The organism is Micromonospora craterilacus, assembly GCF_003236315.1.
GTDB classification, from domain to species: domain Bacteria; phylum Actinomycetota; class Actinomycetes; order Mycobacteriales; family Micromonosporaceae; genus Micromonospora; species Micromonospora craterilacus.
Window position 1 is genome coordinate 1 of sequence record NZ_POTY01000028.1, and the last position, 18401, is coordinate 18401.

At 72.6% G+C, this 18401-nt stretch carries 17 protein-coding genes; all 17 read left to right on the forward strand.

The genetic code is table 11. From position 1 onward, the window contains the following. The first annotated feature begins 390 nt into the window (after nt 1-390). The 17 genes from infC to argH all read left to right on the forward strand — a co-directional run bounded on the left by infC (nt 391) and on the right by argH (nt 18318). Nucleotides 391-1041 (forward strand): translation initiation factor IF-3, encoded by a 651-nt coding sequence (gene infC / locus C1I95_RS07105; protein WP_111212972.1) that lies wholly within the window; start codon nt 391-393, stop codon nt 1039-1041. A gap of 20 nt (nt 1042-1061) precedes the next feature. Continuing rightward, on the forward strand, nt 1062-1256 hold the full coding sequence (gene rpmI, locus C1I95_RS07110; RefSeq protein ID WP_111212973.1) for a 50S ribosomal protein L35: 195 nt from the start codon (nt 1062-1064) through the stop codon (nt 1254-1256). 33 nt (nt 1257-1289) lie between these two features. Further along, complete coding sequence (rplT, locus tag C1I95_RS07115; protein WP_111212974.1) at nt 1290-1682, forward strand: 50S ribosomal protein L20; 393 nt, start codon at nt 1290-1292, stop codon at nt 1680-1682. 69 nt (nt 1683-1751) lie between these two features. Next, nucleotides 1752-2549 carry a TrmH family RNA methyltransferase gene (locus C1I95_RS07120; RefSeq protein WP_111212997.1) on the forward strand — a complete coding sequence of 266 codons (798 nt, stop codon included), beginning with the start codon at nt 1752-1754 and terminating at the stop codon, nt 2547-2549. A 223-nt stretch (nt 2550-2772) separates the two neighbouring features. Then, nucleotides 2773-3843 (forward strand): phenylalanine--tRNA ligase subunit alpha, encoded by a 1071-nt coding sequence (gene pheS, locus C1I95_RS07125; protein ID WP_111212975.1) that lies wholly within the window; start codon nt 2773-2775, stop codon nt 3841-3843. 35 nt (nt 3844-3878) lie between these two features. Continuing rightward, nucleotides 3879-6458 (forward strand): phenylalanine--tRNA ligase subunit beta, encoded by a 2580-nt coding sequence (pheT, locus tag C1I95_RS07130; RefSeq protein WP_111212976.1) that lies wholly within the window; start codon nt 3879-3881, stop codon nt 6456-6458. A gap of 229 nt (nt 6459-6687) precedes the next feature. After that, nucleotides 6688-7890 carry a nucleotide sugar dehydrogenase gene (locus C1I95_RS07135; RefSeq protein ID WP_111212977.1) on the forward strand — a complete coding sequence of 401 codons (1203 nt, stop codon included), beginning with the start codon at nt 6688-6690 and terminating at the stop codon, nt 7888-7890. Next, nucleotides 7887-8672 (forward strand): glycosyltransferase family 2 protein, encoded by a 786-nt coding sequence (locus C1I95_RS07140; protein ID WP_111212978.1) that lies wholly within the window; start codon nt 7887-7889, stop codon nt 8670-8672. The genes C1I95_RS07135 and C1I95_RS07140 overlap by 4 nt, the downstream gene beginning before the upstream one ends. Before the next feature lie 8 nt (nt 8673-8680). Next, on the forward strand, nt 8681-9706 hold the full coding sequence (locus tag C1I95_RS07145) for an NAD-dependent epimerase/dehydratase family protein (RefSeq protein ID WP_111212979.1): 1026 nt from the start codon (nt 8681-8683) through the stop codon (nt 9704-9706). A 198-nt stretch (nt 9707-9904) separates the two neighbouring features. Beyond that, on the forward strand, nt 9905-10906 hold the full coding sequence (gene argC, locus C1I95_RS07150; RefSeq protein ID WP_111212980.1) for an N-acetyl-gamma-glutamyl-phosphate reductase: 1002 nt from the start codon (nt 9905-9907) through the stop codon (nt 10904-10906). Continuing rightward, nucleotides 10903-12072, forward strand: coding sequence for a bifunctional glutamate N-acetyltransferase/amino-acid acetyltransferase ArgJ (gene argJ / locus C1I95_RS07155; RefSeq protein ID WP_111212981.1), 1170 nt, complete (start codon nt 10903-10905; stop codon nt 12070-12072). The genes argC and argJ overlap by 4 nt, the downstream gene beginning before the upstream one ends. After that, complete coding sequence (gene argB / locus C1I95_RS07160; protein ID WP_111212982.1) at nt 12069-12956, forward strand: acetylglutamate kinase; 888 nt, start codon at nt 12069-12071, stop codon at nt 12954-12956. Before argJ ends, argB begins: the two co-directional genes overlap by 4 nt. Beyond that, a complete protein-coding gene (locus C1I95_RS07165; RefSeq protein WP_233513409.1) occupies nt 12953-14200 on the forward strand; it encodes an acetylornithine transaminase in 1248 nt (415 codons plus the stop codon). The genes argB and C1I95_RS07165 overlap by 4 nt, the downstream gene beginning before the upstream one ends. After that, complete coding sequence (gene argF / locus C1I95_RS07170) at nt 14197-15126, forward strand: ornithine carbamoyltransferase (RefSeq protein WP_111212983.1); 930 nt, start codon at nt 14197-14199, stop codon at nt 15124-15126. Before C1I95_RS07165 ends, argF begins: the two co-directional genes overlap by 4 nt. Further along, nucleotides 15123-15638, forward strand: coding sequence for an arginine repressor (locus C1I95_RS07175; RefSeq protein WP_111212984.1), 516 nt, complete (start codon nt 15123-15125; stop codon nt 15636-15638). Before argF ends, C1I95_RS07175 begins: the two co-directional genes overlap by 4 nt. After that, nucleotides 15635-16840 (forward strand): argininosuccinate synthase, encoded by a 1206-nt coding sequence (locus C1I95_RS07180; RefSeq protein WP_111212985.1) that lies wholly within the window; start codon nt 15635-15637, stop codon nt 16838-16840. The genes C1I95_RS07175 and C1I95_RS07180 overlap by 4 nt, the downstream gene beginning before the upstream one ends. A 14-nt stretch (nt 16841-16854) precedes the next feature. Further along, complete coding sequence (argH, locus tag C1I95_RS07185) at nt 16855-18318, forward strand: argininosuccinate lyase (protein ID WP_111212999.1); 1464 nt, start codon at nt 16855-16857, stop codon at nt 18316-18318. The last annotated feature ends 83 nt before the right edge of the window (nt 18319-18401 follow it).

Consider the following 18401-nt stretch of genomic DNA (forward strand, 5'->3'; position numbering starts at 1 on the left):
GCGCAGGGGCGCAGGGGCGCCGGGTGGTGCCGGGTGGTGCCGGTGGTGCTTTCGGCCGCCACCTGCGGGTTGTCGGGTGCCCGGTTTGGGAGGCGGGTTGCCGAGGGTGTAGTGTTGTCGAGTCGACCAGGCTGTCCGCACCAGCGGGCGGCCATGAAAGTGGAGCGCCTGCTCCCACCCGCGTCGCCGACTGTGGCGGCCGGGTCCGGTCCCCGGTTCCGGGCACGTCCCGGTTCCGGATGCGCGATCCTGTGATCGTGCCGACCGGTCGAGCGGGCCCTGGCATGCGCCGGGGCCTTCTGCTTTCCGGGTTGGTTCCCACCGGGAGCCGCGGGGTCGGCCAAGCATGAAGATCCGACTCGAGGAGGCCCCATCAGCGTCGAACCACGCGTGAACGAGCAGATCCGGGCACGTGAGGTCCGACTGGTCGGCCCCGAGGGTGAGCAGGTGGGCATCGTCCCGCTGGAGCGCGCCCTTCAGCTGGCCGCGGACGTCGATCTGGACCTGGTCGAGGTTGCGCCGATGGCGCGCCCGCCGGTGTGCAAGCTCATGGACTTCGGCAAGTTCAAGTACGAGAGCGCACTGAAGGCGCGCGAAGCGCGGCGTAACCAGCAGCAGACCGTCATCAAGGAGATGAAGCTCCGGCCGAAGATTGACCCGCACGACTACGAGACCAAAAAGGGTCACGTGGTGCGGTTCCTCAAGGCCGGCGACAAGGTCAAGGTGACGATCATGTTCCGCGGTCGCGAGCAGAGCCGCCCGGAGCTGGGCTACCGGCTCCTGCGCCGGCTCGAGTCCGAGATCACGGAACTGGGATACGTCGAGTCCGCTCCGAAGCAGGACGGCCGAAACATGATCATGGTTCTCGCTCCGCACCGGGCTGTGAAGGCCTCCGCGGTCGCCGCCACGGCATCTCGTGGTGGACCCCGGGAGCGAACCGCGGAGGAGCCCGCCACCGCGGTGGCCGCCGAGTCCACGGCGGCCAGTGAGAGCGCAGCAGCCGGTGAGACCGGCACGACCGCTGACACCAGCGGCCAGTAACAGGGGAGAAGACGTTCCACATGCCGAAGATGAAGAGCCACACGGGGACGGGCAAGCGGGTCCGCGTGACCGGCAAGGGCAAGATCATGAAGCAGCAGGCCGGTCTGCGCCACAACCTGGAGAAGAAGCCCTCCACCCGTACCCGCCGGCTGACGGGCCTGGTCGAGGCCGCCAAGTCCGACGTTAAGCGCCTCAAGAAGCTGCTCGGCCGCTGACGCGCGCCACCTGAAGTCTAAGAAGGAGTTGAGATGGCACGCGTCAAGCGGGCTGTGAACGCCCAGAAGAAGCGCCGTACCCTGCTGGAGACCGCGAGCGGCTACCGCGGTCAGCGCTCCCGGCTGTACCGCAAGGCCAAGGAGCAGGTGCTGCACTCGATGCAGTACGCCTACCGGGACCGTCGCGACCGTAAGGGCGACTTCCGGCAGCTGTGGATCCAGCGGATCAATGCGGGCGCCCGCGCCAACGGGATGACCTACAACCGGCTGATCCAGGGCCTGCGCCTGGCCGGCATCGAGGTCGACCGCAAGATCCTGGCCGACATGGCCGTCAACGACGCTCCCGCGTTCGCGGCGATCGTCGAGCTGGCCCGGGCCGCGGTGCAGGCCGAGGGCACCGGCGGCGCGGCGGCCCAGGCCGCCTGATCTCCGCACAGCGCAGCGAGGCGTCCCTCGACGACGGGGGGCGCCTCGCGCGTGTGTGGTGAGGACATCATGCCCTTCACGCCGCGTACGCCCAGGGTGGTCGCCGCCCGCCGGCTCCAGCGTCGCCGGGAGCGCGAGGCCACCGGCCGGTTCCTGGCCGAGGGGCCGCAGGCGGTCCGGGAGGCGCTGGGCCGTCCCCGCACCGTGGTGGAGCTGTTCGGCACCCCGGCCGCGCTCGACCGGTACGCCGACCTCGCGGCGGCCGCCGCCGGTGCCGACGTACCGGTCTCCGAGGTGACCGACGAGGCCGTCGAGGCCCTCACCGAGACCGTCGCCCCGCAGGGCCTGGTCGCCGTCTGCCAGCACCTCGACGTGCCGCTGGCGGCGGCGTTGGCCCGCGGCCCCCGGCTGGTCGCCGTGCTCGCCGGAATCCGTGACCCGGGCAACGCCGGCACCGTGCTGCGCACCGCCGACGCGGCCGGCGCCGCCATGGTGGTCTTCGCCGGTGAGGCGGTCGATCCGTACAACGGCAAGTGCGTACGGGCCTCGGCCGGCAGCCTGTTCCACGTCGACGTGGTCCGCGAGCGCGACCCCGCGGCGGTGCTCGCCTCGGCGCGGGCCGCGGGGCTGGCGGTGCTCGCCGCGACCGGGTACGGCGCGGAGGATCTCGACGATCTGGCCGATGCCGGCCGGCTCGCGGCGCCCACCGCGTGGCTGTTCGGTTCCGAGGCCCACGGCCTGCCCGGTGAGCTGGCCGAGGCCGCCGACGCCCGGGTGCGGGTGCCGCTGCACGGGCGCGCCGAGAGCCTCAACCTGGCTGCGGCCGCTGCGGTCTGCCTGTACGCTTCAGCGAGAGCACAGCGCTGACCACGGTCACGCGCCGCACAGGCAAGACAGCACAAGGAGAGCGGCCCCTCATGGAGAACGCGCCACGGCGTTCGTTTAGCCAGCCCGCCGGTGTCGGCGGGCGGCGGGTCTGACCTGCTTTCCACGCGACTCCCACCGGCGGGCTGCGGCACAGCCGCGCGTCCGTAGACTCGCTTCGCCGCCCGTGAGGGCCGGCGCCGCCGTGAGGGAGTGCCCGTACGCCATGAGCTATCGCAACGATCCGTACGACCCGAAGCAGGTCGCCCTGCTCGACCCGGCCGCCCTGGCCGGGGCCGTGACCGAGGCCGAGAAGGCGTTCGCCGCCGCCGGTGACCCCGACGCGCTGACCGCGGCGCGTCCGGCGCACCTCGGCGACCGGGCCCCGGTTTCGCTGGCCCGCCGGGAGATCGGCGCGCTGCCGCCGGCCGCGAAGGCCGACGCCGGCAAGCGGGTCAACGAGGCCCGCCGCGCCATCGAGCAGGCGTACGCCGACCGCGCCGAGGTGCTGGAGCGGGAGCAGGCCGAGCGGGTGCTGGTCGAGGAGCGCGTCGATGTGACGCTGCCCTACGACCGCCGGCCGCGTGGTTCCCGGCACCCGATCACCGTGCAGATGGAGCAGATCAGCGACCTGTTCATCGGCATGGGCTACGAGGTGGCCGAGGGGCCCGAGGTCGAGCTGGAGTGGACCAACTTCGACGCGCTCAACATCCCCGCCGACCATCCCGCCCGTGGCCTGATGGACACCTTCCACATCGCACCGGCCGAGGAGTCGGGCCTCGTGCTGCGTACCCACACCTCGCCGGTGCAGGCGCGCACCATGCTCACCCGGCAGCCACCCATCTACGTGGTGGTGCCGGGGCGGGTCTACCGCACCGACGAGCTGGACGCCACCCACTCCCCGGTCTTCTACCAGGTCGAGGGCCTGGTGGTGGACAAGGGCATCACCATGGCGCATCTGCGTGGCACGCTCGACCACTTCGCCCGGGCGATGTTCGGCGAGGGCGCGAAGACCCGCTTCCGGCCGCACTACTTCCCGTTCACCGAGCCGTCGGCGGAGTTCGACGTGTGGTTCCCGGAGCACCGCAAGGGCCCGCAGTGGGTCGAGTGGGGTGGTTGCGGCATGGTCAACCCGCGGGTGCTGCGGGCCTGTGGCATCGACCCGGAGGTCTACTCCGGGTTCGCCTTCGGCATGGGCATCGACCGCACCGTCATGTTCCGGCACGGTGTGGGCGACATGCGGGATCTGGTCGAGGGCGACGTCCGGTTCACCCGGGCGTTCGGGCACGGGTCGTAGTGCGGGCGCGAGTTACGGAGACGGTGGTCTGAGTCATGCGAGTTTCTGTCAGTTGGCTGCGGGAGTACGTCGATCTCCCGGCCGACCTGCCCGTCGGTGAGCTGGAGCGGGCCTTGGTCGACCTCGGCATCGAGGTCGAGTCCATCGTGGACATGTCCGCCACGATCACCGGGCAGCTGGTGGTCGGCGAGGTCCTCGAGATCGAGGAGCTGACCGGCTTCAAGAAGCCGATCCGGTTCTGCCGGGTGGACGTCGGTGCCGCCAACGGCACCGGCGAGCCGCAGGAGATCGTCTGCGGGGCGCGCAACTTCGCCCCGGGCGACCGGGTCGTGGTCATCCTGCCCGGCGGCGTGCTGCCGGGAGGCTTCGCCATCGGCGCGCGCAAGACGTACGGGCGCAACTCCAACGGCATGATCTGCTCCGCGAAGGAGCTGGGCCTGGGTGACGACCACGCGGGCATCATCGTGCTGCCCCCGGACACCCCGGCGAAGCCCGGCGACGACGCCCGGCCCGTCGTCGGTCTCGACGACATCGTGGTCGACGCGGAGATCACCCCCGACCGGGGGTACGCGATGAGCGTCCGCGGTCTGGCCCGGGAGCTGTCGCACGCCCTGGCGGTGCCGTTCCGCGACCCGGGCCGGGTACCCGCGCCGGCCGGCACGGCCGCCCCGGCGTACCCGGTCGAGGTGCGCGACACCCTCGGCTGCGACCGGTTCGCCGCCCGGATGGTGCGCGGCATCGACCCGGCGGCACCGACGCCGAGCTGGATGCAGCAGCGGCTGACCGTCGCCGGCATCCGCAGCATCTCGCTGCCCGTCGACATCACCAACTACGTGATGCTCGAACTCGGCCAGCCGATGCACGCCTTCGACGCGGACCGGATCGCCGGGCCGCTGGTGGTCCGGCGGGCCGAACCGGGCGAGAAGCTGACCACCCTGGACGGGGTGACCCGGGCGCTCGCACCGGAGGACATGGTCATCTGCGACGCCGGGCTGACGAACCCGCTCGCCGGCGGCGGCGACGGCGTGCCGATCTCGCTCGCCGCCGTGATGGGCGGCGAGACCAGCGAGGTCCTGCCGGGCACCGTCAACGTGCTCTTCGAGGCCGCGCACTGGGACCCGGCGATGGTCGGGCGCACCGCACGCCGGCACAAGCTGTTCAGCGAGGCGGCGAAGCGCTGGGAGCGGGGCGTCGACCCGGCCCTGCCGCTGGTCGCGCTGGAGCGGGCGGTGCGGCTGCTGACCGAGCACGCCGGCGGCGCCGCCGGCGACGAGGTGCTGGACATCGACCACGTCCGGCCGGGTACGCCGGTGACGATGCCGGTCGACCTGCCCAGCCGGCGGGTCGGGGTGGACTACCCGCCCGCGCGGGTGGTCGCCCTGCTGGAGCAGATCGGCTGCACCGTGGCCCGGGGCGCCGACCGGCTGGCCGAGGACCCGGGCGAGGTGGGTGTCGCCGCCGCCGTCGGCGAGGCGCTCACCGTCACCCCGCCGACCTGGCGGCCCGACCTCACCGACCCGGCCGACCTGGTCGAGGAGGTGGTCCGCCTCGACGGGTACGAGAAGGTGCCGTCGCTGCTGCCGACCGCGCCGCCCGGCCGGGGGCTGACCTGGCAGCAGCGGCGCGCCCGGGCGGTGTCCCGCTCGCTGGCCGAGCGGGGATACGTCGAGGTCCTGGCGCACCCGTTCGTGGCCGCCGACCTGGCCGACCAACTCGGCCTGCCCGCCGACGACTCGCGCCGCCAGGCGGTGCGGCTGGCCAACCCGCTGTCGGAGGAGGAGCCGCTGCTGCGTACCACGCTGCTCGGCCCGCTGCTCGGCATCGTGAAGCGCAACCTTGGCCGCGGTCTGCGCGACCTGGCCCTCTACGAGATCGGCACGGTCTTCCAGCCGCGTCCGGGAGCGGGTCGTCCGCCGGCGATGGGTGTCGACCGGCGACCCACCGACGCGGAGTTCGCCGCCGCCGACGCGGTGGTTCCGCACCAGCCCCGGCACGTCGCCGTCGTGCTGACCGGCGACGTCGAGCCGGCCGGTTGGTGGGGTGCCGGGCGGCCGGCCGGTTGGGCCGACGCCATCGAGGCGGGCCGTGCGGTCCTCGCCGCCGCCGGGGTGCCCGACGGGCGGATCGAGGTGCGGGCCACCGGGTACGCCCCCTGGCACCCCGGCCGCTGCGCCGAATTGCTGGTCGACGGGTCGGTGGTCGGCCACGCCGGCGAGCTGCACCCGGCCGTCGTCGCGGCGCTGGAGCTGCCGAGGCGTACCAGCGCCATGGAGCTGGACCTGGACGCGCTGCCGGCGGCGCCGGTGGCGCCCGCGCCCATGGTGTCCGGTTTCCCGCCGGCGCTGATCGACGTGGCGCTGGTGGTGGACGACTCGGTTCCCGCCCAGGAGGTGCGGCAGGCGCTCACCGACGGTGCCGGTGAGCTGCTGGAGTCGGTGCGCCTGTTCGACGTGTACGCCTCGGAGCAGCTGGGCGCCGGGCGTAAGTCGCTGGCGTACAAGCTCACCTTCCGCGCGCCGGACCGGACGCTGACCGTCGAGGAGGCGGTGGCCGCCCGTGACGCCGCCGTGGCCCGGGCCGCGGAGCGTTTCGGCGCCACCCTCCGCGGCGCCTGAGATGTAAGGAAGGGTCCCTTCTTAACGCCTCGCGTATAGGAAGGGGCCCTTCTTTACACCCTCGGCGAGCGCCGTTGGTGATGGTTGGGGTGCGCTGCGTGACGGGTCGGCCGAAAGGTCGACACCGATGGCTGTTTGGTTACCCGCGGGTCATGTCCGAGCGGTTAGCCTGCTTGGATTCCGAGTGACACCGGGATCACACCCCCGCCACCCCCACGGGAGTCCACTCATGTCCGACGATCCACCCTCCACGGTCGACGTCTGCATCGTCGGTGGTTGTGGCCGGGTGGGCCTGCCACTGGGCATCGCCTTCGCCGCCCGCGGCCTCTCCGTCGTGCTGTACGACCTCAACGCCGACGCGGTTGCCACCGTCAATGCCGCCACGTTGCCCTTCGCCGAACCCGGCGCGGCCGAGCCGCTGGCCGAGGCGGTCGCCTCGGGCCGGCTGCGGGCCACCACCGACCCGGCCGCGGTCGGGGTGTCGGAGCATCTGGTGGTCGTGGTGGGCACGCCGGTCGACGAGCACCTCAACCCGGATCTCGGTGCGGTGCCGAGGGCCCTGGAGCGCTGTGCCGAGCACCTGCACGACGGGCAACTGATCGTGCTGCGCAGCACCGTCTATCCGGGAGTGACCGCGCTGACCGAGAAGCTGCTGGCCGGCCGGGGACTGCGCACCGACGTCGCCTTCTGCCCGGAACGCATCGCCGAGGGCCACGCGATGACCGAGCTGTTCACCCTGCCGCAGATCGTCGCCGCCCGTACGCCGGAGGCGCAGGCCCGGGCGGAGAAGCTGTTCCGGCATCTGACCGACGGGATCGTCCCGCTCCAGCCCGAGGAGGCGGAGCTGGCGAAGTTGTTCACCAACACCTGGCGCTACATCAAGTTCGCCACCGCCAACCAGTTCTGGATGATGGCCAACGACTTCGGGCTGGACTTCGCCCGGATCCGGCACGCGGTGGCCTACGACTACCCGCGCGCCGCGGACCTGCCGATGCCCGGGTTCGCCGCCGGGCCGTGCCTGTTCAAGGACACCATGCAGCTGGCCGCGTTCAACCGGAACAACTTCGTCCTCGGCCACTCGGCGATGCTGATCAACGAGGGGCTGCCGCTGTACCTGGTGTCCCGCCTGGAGGACCGGTTCGACCTGGCCGCCTCGACGGTGGGCATCCTCGGCATGGCCTTCAAGGGCGGCAGCGACGACCCGCGGGAGAGCCTGGCGTACAAGCTGCGCAAGATCCTGGCGTTGAAGACCCGGGAGACGCTGTGCACCGACCCGTACGTGACCGACGAGCGCTTCGTCGATCTCGACGAGGTGCTGCGCCGGGCCGACCTGCTGGTCATCGCCGCCCCGCACGAGCAGTACGCCCGCCTGGACACCGACAAACCGGTGATCGACATGTGGGGCCTGACCGGGCAGGGGGTTCGCGTGTGAACCCCCGGGTCTCGGTGATCGTGCCGGTGTACGACGAGGGCGAGGCGATCGTCCGCTGTCTGGAGCGGATGCTGCGGGAGTTGCTGCTTCCCGCCGAGGTGCTCATCGTGCACGACATGCCGGAGGACACCACGGTCCCGTACGTCGAGCAGATCGCGCGCACCGACCCGCGGGTGCGGGCGGTGCTCAACACCTACGGCCGGGGGCCGGCCAACGCGATCCGGTTCGGGATCGACGCGGCGCTGGCGCCGGTCGTGGTGGTGACGATGGCCGACGGTTGCGACGATCCCCGGCAGATCGACGAGCTGGCCCGGCTGGTGGATCGGGGCGTGGTGGTGGCCGCCGCCTCCCGGTACATGCCGGGCGGCCAGCAGGTCGGTGGGCCGAGGCTGAAGCGGCTGCTGTCGCGCTGGGCGGGCCGTAGCCTCTACACGCTGGCCCGGGTGGGCACCCGGGACGCCACCAACAGCTTCAAGGCGTACGACACGGCGTTCGTCCGCGAGGTGGGCATCGAGTCGCGGACCGGCTTCGAGATCGGGCTGGAGTTGACCGCGAAGGCCACCCGGCTGCGGCTGCCGGTGGCCGAGATCCCGACCATCTGGTTGGATCGGCCGCTCGGCGAGTCCCATTTCGACCTGGGTCGCTTCCTCCCCGGCTACCTGCGTTGGTACCTGTTCGCCTACGGTCGACGGCTGAGCCCGGCGAAGCTGGCCGCGCGGACGAGGCCGGCGGCCGTGCCGACTCCGCGGGGCAGCACCGAGTACGAGAAGAAGACGGCATAGGAGCGCAGGTGGCGAAGGTCCTGGTAACTGGTTCGGCCGGTTTCATCGGCGGCTACCTCGTCTCGGAGCTGCTGGACCGCGGCCACGAGGTGGTCGGCGTCGACAACTTCTCCAAGTACGGCCCGGTGACCCACAGCTACGACGACCATCCCCGGTTCCGGTTCGTCGAGGGTGACGCCCGCGACGGCGACCTGCTCACCGAGTTGCTCGACGGTTGCGATCACCTGGTCGCCGGGGCGGCGATGATCGGCGGGATCTCCTACTTCCACGCGTACGCCTACGACCTGCTCGCCACCAACGAGCGGATCATGGCCGCCACCTGCGACGCGGCGATCCAGGCGCACCGGGACGGCCGGCTGGCCAAGGTGACCTACCTGTCCTCCTCGATGGTGTACGAGTCCACCGAGCACTGGCCGAGCCGGGAGGGTGACGAGCGGCGCATCCCGCCGCCGCTGTCGTCGTACGGCTTCCAGAAGCTGGCCGTGGAGTACTACGCCCGGGCCGCCTGGGAGCAGTACCAGTTGCCGTACACGATCGTGCGGCCGTTCAACTGTGTGGGCGTGGGGGAGGGACGCGCGCTGGGCCAGGCCGAGGTGCTCTCCGGCAACGTGAAGCTGGCCATGTCGCACGTGGTGCCCGACCTGGTGCAGAAGATCGTCAAGGGGCAGGACCCGCTGCACATCCTCGGCGAGGGCAACCAGGTGCGGCACTACACCTACGGCGGTGACCTGGCCCGGGGGATCGCGCTGGCGATCGAGCATCCGGCGGCGCGCAACGACGACTTCAACCTCTCCACCGCCCAGTCGACCACCGTCCTGGAGCTGGCCGAACTGATCTGGCACAAGATCAAGGGTGCTGACGTGCCGTTCCGGTACGTCAGCGACGAGCCGTTCCAGTACGACGTGCAGAAGCGGGTACCGGACACCACGAAGGCCGGTGAGGTGCTCGGCTTCACCGCCACCACCTCGCTGGACGAGATGCTCGACGAGGTCATCCCCTGGGTCGCCCGGGCGGTGGCGGAGGGCCGCCTCTGACCGGGCCCGCCCCGAGTGTCACCCGGCCGGCCCCGCCGGCAGCAGCAGCGGCCCGTGTCGTCACCGCGACGCGGGCCGCTTGCCGTGGGGGCGGGTGGGCCACCGAGCAGCGATGTTATTGCCATGCAGTCGATTGCATGAACTTGCGAAAGGATCTCCCCGCTGCTAGCCTCGTTGCATAGTCATACGGAGGTGAGCATGGGAATTCGGGTCGCGGTTGCCGGGGCGAGCGGCTACGCCGGCGGTGAGCTGCTGCGCCTGCTGGCCGGGCACCCCGAGTTCGAGCTGGTGGCCGCCACCGCGCACCGCCAGGCCGGGCAACCCCTGGACGCGGTCCACCCCCAGCTCACCGGGCTGGACCTGGTGCTCGCCGAGACCGACCCGGGCCGGCTGGCCGAGGCCGACCTGGTCTTCCTGGCCCTGCCGCACGGCGAGTCCGCCGCAATCGCGGCACAGTTGCCCGCCGCGGTCCGGGTCGTCGACCTCGGCGCGGACCACCGGCTCGTCGACGGCGACGCCTGGGCCAGCTACTACGGCGGCCCGCACGCCGGCGCCTGGACCTACGGTCTGCCTGAGCTGCCGGGCCAGCGGGAGCGGATCGCCGCCGCGACCCGGGTCGCCAACACCGGCTGCTACGCCGCGACGATCATCCTCGCGCTCGCGCCGCTGATCGCCGCCGGTGCCGCCCAACCGGCCGACGTGGTGGTCGTCGCCGCGTCCGGCACCTCGGGCGCCGGCCGGGCCGCCAAGCCCCACCTGCTCGCCAGCGAGGTGATGGGCGACCTGTCGCCGTACCGGGTCGGCGCCCACCAGCACGTCCCGGAGATCAAGCAGGCGACCGGGGCGACCGGGCTGTCGTTCACCCCGGTGCTCGCGCCGATGCCGCGCGGCATCCTGGCCACGGTGACGGCGTTGCCGGCCCGCGAGGTCGACCCGCGAACGGTGCTGGCCGAGGCGTACGCGGACGACCCGTTCGTGCACCTGCTGCCCGAGGGCCGGTGGCCGCACACCGCCGCCACCCTCGGCGGCAACTCCTGCCACCTGCAGGCCACCGTCGACACCGACTCCGGTCGGCTGATCGTGGTCGCCGCCCTCGACAACCTCGGCAAGGGCGCCGCCGGCCAGGCGGTGCAGAACGCCAACCTGATGTTCGGCCTGCCCGAGACCACGGGCCTGTCCAGCTGGGGAGTGACCCGATGACCGTCACCACGCCCCGGGGCTTCCGGGCGGCCGGGGTGGCCGCCGGCCTCAAGACCAGCGGCGCGCCCGACGTGGCCCTCGTCGTCAACGACGGCCCCGACGCCGCGGTCGCCGGGGTCTTCACCAGCAACCGGGTCAAGGCGGCGCCGGTGCTCTGGACCCAGCAGGTCGTCCATGGCGGCGTGGTCCGGGCGGTGGTGCTCAACTCCGGCGGGGCGAACGCCTGCACCGGTCCGGGCGGCTTCCAGGACACCCACGCCACCGCCGAGCACGCCGCCGCCACGCTGGCCTCGACCGACCCGGACCAGGTCAGCGCGGGCGAGGTGGCGGTCTGCTCCACCGGCCTGATCGGCGAGCGGCTGCCGATGCCCGAGTTGCTCTCCGGCGTGGACGCCGCCGTGCGCGCCCTCTCGCCGGACGGCGGGGCCGCCGCCGCCGAGGCGATCATGACCACGGACACCCGGCCGAAGAACACCGTGGCGCACGGCGACGGCTGGACCGTCGGCGGTATGGCCAAGGGCGCCGGCATGCTGGCCCCGGCCATGGCCACCATGCTCTGCGTGCTCACCACCGACGCGGTGGCCGGCCCGGAGGCGCTCTACGCCGCGTTGCGGGCCGCCACCCGGGTCACCTTCGACCGGGTCGACTCCGACGGCTGCATGTCCACCAACGACACCGTGCTGCTGCTGGCCAGCGGCGCCTCCGGCGTCGCACCGAGCGAGGCCGAACTGACCGAGGCGGTCACCGCCGCCTGCCACGACCTGGCCCAGCAGTTGATCGCCGACGCCGAGGGCGCCACCAAGCAGATCAGCATCGAGGTGGTCGGCGCGGCCGGCGAGGACGACGCGGTCGAGGTGGGCCGGGCGGTGGCCCGCAACAACCTGGTGAAGACCGCGCTGTTCGGCAACGACCCGAACTGGGGGCGGATCCTGGCCGCCGTCGGCACCACCGCCGCCGCGTTCGAGCCGGACGAGGTCGACGTGGCCGTCAACGGCATCTGGGTCTGCCGGTCCGGCGCCGCCGCCGAGGACCGGTCGAAGGTCGACCTCACCGGCCGGGACGTCACCATCCGCATCGACCTGCACGCCGGCGCCGCCGAGGCGACGGTGTGGACCAACGACCTGTCCCACGCCTACGTACACGAGAACTCGGCCTACTCGACATGAGTCTGACCTCGGATCTCACCCACGCCCAGGCCAAGGCCGCCACGCTGATCGAGGCGCTGCCCTGGTTGGCCCGCTTCTCCGGCGCCACCGTCGTGGTCAAGTACGGCGGCAACGCCATGGTCGACCCCGAGCTGCAACGGGCCTTCGCCGCCGACATGGTGTTCCTGCGCTACGCCGGGCTCAAGCCGGTCGTGGTGCACGGCGGCGGCCCGCAGATCTCGGCCATGCTCGGCCGGCTCGGCATCGACAGCGAGTTCCGGGGCGGCCTGCGGGTGACCACCCCGGAAGCGATGGACGTGGTCCGGATGGTGCTGGTCGGCCAGGTCGGCCGGGAACTGGTCGGGCTGATCAACGCCCACGGCCCGTTCGCGGTGGGTCTCTCCGGCGAGGACGCCGGGCTGTTCACCGCGGTGCGGCGGCCCGCGTACGTCGACGGCAAGCCGGTCGACATCGGGCAGGTCGGCGACGTCGAGTCGGTGGACGTCTCGGCGGTGGCCGACCTGATCGCGGCCGGCCGGATCCCGGTGATCTCCACCGTGGCGCCGGACGTCGACGGGGTGCTGCACAACCTCAACGCCGACACCGCCGCCGCCGCGCTCGCGGTCGCCCTGGGGGCGCGCAAGCTGGTCGTGCTCACCGACGTGCCCGGCCTGTACGCCAACTGGCCGGACACCACCAGCCTGGTCAGTGAAATCACCACGGACGACCTGGCGAAGCTGTTGCCGTCGCTGCAGTCGGGCATGGTGCCCAAGATGGAGGCCTGCCTGCGGGCGGTCAACGGGGGAGTGCCCGCCGCGCACGTCGTCGACGGCCGGGTCGCCCACTCCACGCTGCTGGAAGTGTTCACCTCGGAAGGCTTCGGAACCATGGTGATTCCCTCGTGAGTGCACTGGTGCAGCGGTGGCGGCAGTCGATGATGGACAACTACGGCACGCCGCCGCTGGCGCTGGTGTCCGGCTCCGGCGCCGTCGTGGTCGACGAGGCCGGCCGGGAGTACGTCGACCTGCTCGGCGGCATCGCGGTCAACGCCCTCGGCCACGCCCACCCGGCCGTGGTGGCCGCCGTGTCGAAGCAGGTCGCCACCCTCGGGCACGTGTCCAACCTGTACGTCGCCGAGCCGCCGGTGGCCCTCGCCGAGCTGCTGCTGGCCCTCGCCGGCCGGCCCGGGCGGGTCTTCTTCGCCAACTCCGGCGCGGAGGCCAACGAGGCGGCGTTCAAGCTGTCCCGGCGTACCGGGCGTACCCACGTGGTCGCCGCCACCGGCGGCTTCCACGGCCGCACCATGGGCGCGCTCGCGTTGACCGGCCAGCCGGCCAAAGCCGACCCGTTCCGCCCGCTGCCGGGCGAGGTCAGCCACGTCCCGTACGGCGACGTGGCCGCCCTGGAGGCGGCGGTCACCGAGGCCACCGCGATGGTGATCCTGGAACCCATCCAGGGTGAGAACGGCGTGGTCGTTCCGCCGGCCGGCTACCTCGCCGCGGCCCGGCGGATCACCGCCCGGCACGGCGCGCTGCTCGTGCTCGACGAGGTGCAGACCGGGATCGGCCGCACCGGGCACTGGTTCGCCCACCAGGCCGACGGCGTCGAACCGGACGTGGTGACCCTGGCCAAGGGCCTGGGGGGTGGGCTGCCCATCGGTGCCACCCTCGCCTTCGGTCCGGCCGCCGACCTGCTCGGTCCCGGCTCGCACGGCAGCACCTTCGGCGGCAACCCGGTCAGCTGCGCCGCCGCCCTCGCGGTGATCTCCACCATCGCCCACGAGGGGCTGCTCGACCATGTCAAGCGGGTCGGTGAGCGGCTGCGCCGGGGGATCGAGGGGCTCGGTCACCCGCTGGTCGACGGTGTCCGGGGTGCCGGGCTGCTGCTCGGCGTGACGCTGACCGCACCGGTGGCGCCCGCCGCCGCCGAGGCGCTGCGCGAGGCCGGCTTCCTGGTCAACCCGATCCAGCCGGACGTGCTCCGGCTGGCCCCGCCGCTGATCCTCACCGCCCACCAGGCCGACGCCTTCCTGACGGCCCTGCCCACCGCCCTCGCCGCCGCAGATCCTGGTGCGGAAGGGCAGCTCACCACCAGGATCCTGACCGCCGAGGCGCCGACCGGCCCGACGACGACGGAGGCCAACGCATGACCCGGCACTTCCTGCGTGACGACGACCTGTCGCCCACCGAACAGGCGACCGTGCTCGACCTGGCCGCCCGGATGAAAGCCGACCGGTTCGGGTACGCCTCACTGGCCGGCCCCCGCTCGGTGGCCGTGCTGTTCGACAAGCAGAGCCTGCGTACCCGGATCTCCTTCGACGCCGGCATCGCCGAACTCGGCGGCCATCCCCTCGTGGTGGACACCCAGGTCACCCACTTCGGTCGGGGCGAGACCCTCGGCGACGCCGGTCGGGTGCTGTCCCGCTACGTGGCGGCGATCGTGCTGCGCACCCACGGCGACGACCGGATCGCCGAGGTGGCCGCCGGGGCCACCGTGCCGGTGGTCAACGCGCTGACCGACGGGTTCCACCCCTGCCAGCTGCTGGCCGACCTGCTTACCGTCCGGGAACGCTTCGGTGGCACCGCCGGGCGGACCCTGGCGTACGTCGGCGACGCGGCGAACAACATGTCCCACTCGTACCTGCTGGCCGGCGCGACCGCCGGGATGCACGTCCGGGTGGCCGGCCCGGCCGGTTTCCAGCCCGCCGCCGAGGTGGTGGCCCGCGCCGAGGCGATCGCCGCCGGCACCGGCGGCTCGGTCCGGGTGCTCACCGACCCGGTCGCCGCGGTCCGGGCCGCGGACGTGGTCGCCACCGACACCTGGACCTCGATGGGCCAGGAGAGCGACGGGCTGGACCGCACCACCCCGTTCCTGCCGTACCAGGTCAACAAGGCGCTGCTCGGGCACGCCGCGCCGGAGGCGATCGTGCTGCACTGCCTGCCCGCGCACCGCGGCGAGGAGATCACCGACGAGGTGCTCGACGGCCCGCAGAGCGCCGTCTTCGACCAGGCGGAGAATCGGCTGCACGCCCAGAAGGCGCTGCTGACGTTTCTCGTGGAGGAAACAACACCATGACCGCACCGTTGACCCGTGCCGCCCGGCACGCCCGCATCGTCGAGCTGATCCGCGAGCAGGCGATCCGGTCGCAGAGCGAGCTGGCCGAACGGCTCGGCGACGAGGGCGTCCAGGTCACCCAGGCCACCCTCTCCCGGGACCTGAAGGAACTCGGCGCGGTCACCGCCCGTGGCGGGGACGGCCGGGCCGTCTACGTCATCCCGGAGGACGGCCACCGCCCGCTGCGTGACGCCGAGGCGGCCCCGGCCCGTCTCGTGCGGCTGCTGCGCGAGCTGCTCAACGAGGTCGACTCCAGCGGCAACATCGCGGTACTGCGTACCCCGCCCGGCGCAGCCCACTACCTGGCCAGCGCGTTGGACCGAGCGGGCCTGTCGGAGGTCGTCGGCACCATCGCCGGCGACGACACCATCCTCGTCGTGGCCCGCGAGGCCGACGGTGGGGCCGCGCTCGGCGAACGGCTCGCCGCCTGGGCCCGCCGCGAAGAGAACGTCGAAGGGAGCAGCACGCCGTGACAGAGCGGGTCGTTCTGGCGTACTCCGGGGGGCTGGACACCTCCGTCGCCATTCCGTACCTGGCCGAACAGACCGGCGCCGAGGTGATCGCGGTGGCGGTCGACGTCGGGCAGGGCGGCGAGGATCTGGACGTCATCCGCCAGCGCGCCGTGGACTGCGGCGCGGTGGAGGCCGAGGTGGTCGACGCCCGCGACGAGTTCGCCGCCGGGTACTGCCTGCCGGCGATCCGGGCCAACGCCCTCTACATGGACCGCTACCCGCTGGTCTCCGCGCTGAGCCGGCCGCTGATCGTCAAGCACCTGGTGGCCGCGGCCCGGGCGCACGGCGGCACCATCGTCTCGCACGGCTGCACCGGCAAGGGCAACGACCAGGTGCGTTTCGAGGTGGGCCTGGGTGCGCTCGCCCCCGACCTGAAGATCGTCGCGCCGGCCCGGGACTTCGCCTGGACGCGGGACAAGGCCATCGCCTTCGCCGAGGAGAAGGGGCTGCCGATCGACGTGTCGGCCCGCTCGCCGTACTCCATCGACCAGAACCTGTGGGGCCGGGCGGTGGAGACCGGCTTCCTGGAGGACATCTGGAATGGCCCGCTGGAGGAGCTGTACTCCTACACCGGCGACCCGGCCGAGCCGCGCGACGCCGACGAGGTGGTGATCACCTTCGACGCCGGTGTCCCGGTCGCGATCGACGGCGAGACGGTCACCCCGTACCAGGCGATCCTGGAGCTGAACCGGCGCGCGGGCGAGCAGGGCGTCGGCCGGCTCGACATGGTCGAGGACCGTCTCGTGGGCATCAAGAGCCGCGAGGTGTACGAGGCACCCGGCGCGATCACGCTGATCACCGCCCACCAGGAGTTGGAGGCGGTCACCGTCGAGCGGGACCTGGCCCGGTTCAAGCGGAGCGTGGACCAGCGCTGGGCTGAGCTGGTCTACGACGGCCTGTGGTTCTCCCCGCTGAAGGATTCCCTGGACGCGTTCATCGACGACGCCCAGCGACACGTCAGCGGCGAGGTGCGGCTGAGCCTGCACGGCGGCCGGGCCACGGTCACCGGGCGGCGCTCCGAGGCCAGCCTCTACGACTTCGGTCTGGCCACCTACGACACCGGCGACACCTTCGACCAGTCCCTCGCCAAGGGCTTCGTGCAGCTGTGGGGCCTACCCAGCAGGATGGCGGCCGCCCGGGACGCCCGGTTGGGTGGTGCCTGATCATGGGCAGCACAATGGGTGGGGTGGACGACAAGAGCCTGACCGAGAACAGCGCAACGGCCAACCGGACGAGCCTGTGGGGAGGTCGGTTCGCCGGCGGTCCCGCCGAGGCGCTCGCCCGACTGTCGGTGAGCGTGCAGTTCGACTGGCGACTGGCCCCGTACGACATCGCCGGCTCCCGGGCGCACGCCCGGGTGCTGGCCGGCGCGGGCCTGCTCGACCCGGAGGAACTGGGCCGCATCCTCGCCGCCCTCGACGACCTGGAGGCCGCCTGCGCCTCCGGGGCGTTCCGCCCGACCGTCGACGACGAGGACGTGCACACCGCGCTGGAGCGCGGGCTGCTGGAGCGGCTCGGCAGCCTCGGCGGCAAGCTGCGCGCCGGCCGGTCCCGCAACGACCAGGTCGCCACGGATCTGCGGCTCTACCTGCGCGACCACGCCCGCGGGGTGGCCGCCCGGCTGGTCGAGCTGGCCGAGGCGCTGGTCGAGCAGGCCGAGCGGCACGTGGAGACCGCCGCACCGGGCATGACCCACCTCCAGCACGCCCAGCCGGTCACCTTCGGCCACTGGCTGCTCGCCCACGTCCAGCCGCTGCTGCGGGACCTGGAGCGGTTGCGGGACTGGGATCATCGGGCCGCGGTCAGCCCGCTCGGCGCGGGAGCGCTGGCCGGTTCGGGGCTGCCGTTGGACCCGGTGGCGGTCTCGAAGGAGTTGGGCTTCCGGACGTCCTTCGCCAACTCGATGGACGCGGTCGCCGACCGGGACTTCGTCGCCGAGTTCCTCTTCACCACCGCGATGATCGGGGTGCACCTGTCCCGCCTCGGCGAGGAGGTGGTGCTCTGGACGTCGCACGAGTTCGGCTGGGTCGAGCTGGACGACGCCTTCGCCACCGGCTCGTCGATCATGCCGCAGAAGAAGAACGCGGACATCGCCGAGCTGGCCCGGGGCAAGTCGGGCCGGCTCGTCGGCGGGTTGGTGAGCGTGCTGACCATGCTCAAGGGCCTGCCCATGACGTACGACCGGGACATGCAGGAGGACAAGGAACCGGCCTTCGACGCGGTCGACACCCTGGAACTGCTGCTGCCGGCGCTGGCCGGGATGATCTCCACGATGACGGTACGCGTCGACCGCCTGGTCGCCGCCGCGCCGGTGGGCTTCTCGCTGGCCACCGAGGTGGCGGACTGGCTGGTCCGCAAGGGTGTGCCGTTCCGGGACGCGCATGAGATCACCGGCAGGTTGGTGGCGCTCTGCGTGGCCCGGGACTGCGCCCTCGACGAGGTGTCCGACGACGACCTGGCCGCGGTCAGCGAACACCTCGACCCGGGCGTACGGGACGTGCTGTCGGTCCGCTCGGCTCTCGCGGCCCGGACCACCCCCGGCTCGACCGGCCCCGGCCCGGTCGCCGACCAGCTCGCCACCGCCGCCGACCGGCTGGTCGGCTGGCGGGAGTGGGCCGCCGAGCGGGTCGTCCCGCGCTGATGTCCGGCGGTGGCGTGGCGCGCGGTGCGATCCGCGTGCCACGCCGCCGGCCGGCCACGCGTGGACGAGGTCGCCGGCCGGGA

Excerpts from the sequence above, each read along its gene's own strand:
- rpmI (WP_111212973.1), top strand. The coding sequence starts at position 1,062 with ATGCCGAAGATGAAGAGCCACACGGGGACGGGCAAGCGGGTCCGCGTG.
- rplT (WP_111212974.1), top strand. The coding sequence starts at position 1,290 with ATGGCACGCGTCAAGCGGGCTGTGAACGCCCAGAAGAAGCGCCGTACC.
- C1I95_RS07120 (WP_111212997.1), top strand. The coding sequence starts at position 1,752 with ATGCCCTTCACGCCGCGTACGCCCAGGGTGGTCGCCGCCCGCCGGCTC.
- pheS (WP_111212975.1), top strand. The coding sequence starts at position 2,773 with ATGAGCTATCGCAACGATCCGTACGACCCGAAGCAGGTCGCCCTGCTC.
- pheT (WP_111212976.1), top strand. The coding sequence starts at position 3,879 with ATGCGAGTTTCTGTCAGTTGGCTGCGGGAGTACGTCGATCTCCCGGCC.
- C1I95_RS07135 (WP_111212977.1), top strand. The coding sequence starts at position 6,688 with ATGTCCGACGATCCACCCTCCACGGTCGACGTCTGCATCGTCGGTGGT.
- argC (WP_111212980.1), top strand. The coding sequence starts at position 9,905 with ATGGGAATTCGGGTCGCGGTTGCCGGGGCGAGCGGCTACGCCGGCGGT.
- argJ (WP_111212981.1), top strand. The coding sequence starts at position 10,903 with ATGACCGTCACCACGCCCCGGGGCTTCCGGGCGGCCGGGGTGGCCGCC.
- argB (WP_111212982.1), top strand. The coding sequence starts at position 12,069 with ATGAGTCTGACCTCGGATCTCACCCACGCCCAGGCCAAGGCCGCCACG.
- argF (WP_111212983.1), top strand. The coding sequence starts at position 14,197 with ATGACCCGGCACTTCCTGCGTGACGACGACCTGTCGCCCACCGAACAG.
- C1I95_RS07175 (WP_111212984.1), top strand. The coding sequence starts at position 15,123 with ATGACCGCACCGTTGACCCGTGCCGCCCGGCACGCCCGCATCGTCGAG.
- argH (WP_111212999.1), top strand. The coding sequence starts at position 16,855 with ATGGGTGGGGTGGACGACAAGAGCCTGACCGAGAACAGCGCAACGGCC.